Annotated in this window: 3 protein-coding genes; all 3 read left to right on the top strand. The window is 63.7% G+C overall.

Annotated features, from left to right (window positions below):
* On the top strand, positions 1-417 hold a 417-nt coding region (gene tnpA, locus GRB80_RS16035; RefSeq protein ID WP_237562133.1), incomplete at its 5' end, for an IS66-like element accessory protein TnpA.
* Positions 414-749 (top strand): IS66 family insertion sequence element accessory protein TnpB, encoded by a 336-nt coding sequence (tnpB, locus tag GRB80_RS16030; protein WP_161424422.1) that lies wholly within the window; start codon positions 414-416, stop codon positions 747-749. The genes tnpA and tnpB, both read left to right, overlap by 4 nt.
* Positions 750-829: 80 nt before the next feature.
* Positions 830-1,056, top strand: a 227-nt coding sequence (locus tag GRB80_RS16025; protein ID WP_202597376.1) for an IS66 family transposase, incomplete at its 3' end; no start/stop codon positions are given.

Here is a 1,056-nt window from a genome sequence, read left to right as displayed (position 1 = left end):
TGGCCAGCGACATTAGGTGCCCACGTAACAATAGATGGGCACCTATCCATGACGTCCCCAAGCACCGAACGTGAAATCCGTCGTCGCCGCCGCTACGCCCCGTCGTTCAAGGCCAAAATCGTCGCTGCCTGCCTGCAGGGCGATGCCTCCATTGCCCAGATCGCGTTGCAACATGGGGTGAATACCAACCTCGTCCAGACCTGGATCCGCAAGGCCAAGCGGCAGAGCCAGCTGCCAGCCGTGCCGGATTTTGTGCCCTTGCCGGTACCACCAGAACCGGCTGATCTGCCAACGCCACCTTCCACCGCCGGCGAGATTTGCATCGAGCTGCCCTCGACGCGGGGCACAATCACCGTGCGTTGGCCGGTCGCCGAGGCAGGCCACTGCGCGCAATGGCTGAAGGGGCTGCTGGGATGATCCGCATCGATGAGATTTGGCTGGCCACCGAGCCGTTGGATATGCGGGCCGGCCCGGAGTCGGCGTTGGCCCGAGTGGTGAAGGTGTTCGGTGCGGCTCGCCCGCACTGTGCCTACCTCTTCGCCAACCGTCGCGGCAACCGGATGAAGGTGCTGATTCACGATGGTTTGGGCGTCTGGTTGTGCGCCAGACGCCTGAATCAGGGCAAGTTCCACTGGACCGGTAACTGGCACGGCGATCGCGTCGAGCTCTGCCCAGAACAATTGACGGCGCTGGTGCAGGGCCTGCCCTGGCAGCGTCTCGGCGCCGGCGGGGTGATCTCCGTCGTGTGATCAGTGGCACAGACGTGGCGGCCCGGCTATTCGCGGATGCGCTAATCCCACTACCCTCGGCAGGCTGGCATACTCGGCGGATGAACACGCCTTCCGACCTGTCTCAGCTCTCTCCCGATCAGCTCCGCCACCTGGCGGCAACGCTGATGTCGCAGGTCGAGCAGCAGGAACAGGCACTGGCGCAGAGCCAGAAAACGCTGCGGCATACCGAACAGGTCAACCAGAAGCTGACCTATGAACTGGCGCTGCTCAAGCGCCACGCCTTCGGCAAGCGCAGCGAGCAGCTCAACGTCCTGCAGATCAGTCT

Origin of the sequence: Halomonas icarae, assembly GCF_009901955.1 — a bacterium.
GTDB classification, from domain to species: domain Bacteria; phylum Pseudomonadota; class Gammaproteobacteria; order Pseudomonadales; family Halomonadaceae; genus Halomonas; species Halomonas icarae.
This window is presented reverse-complemented; position numbering and strand designations above follow the sequence as displayed.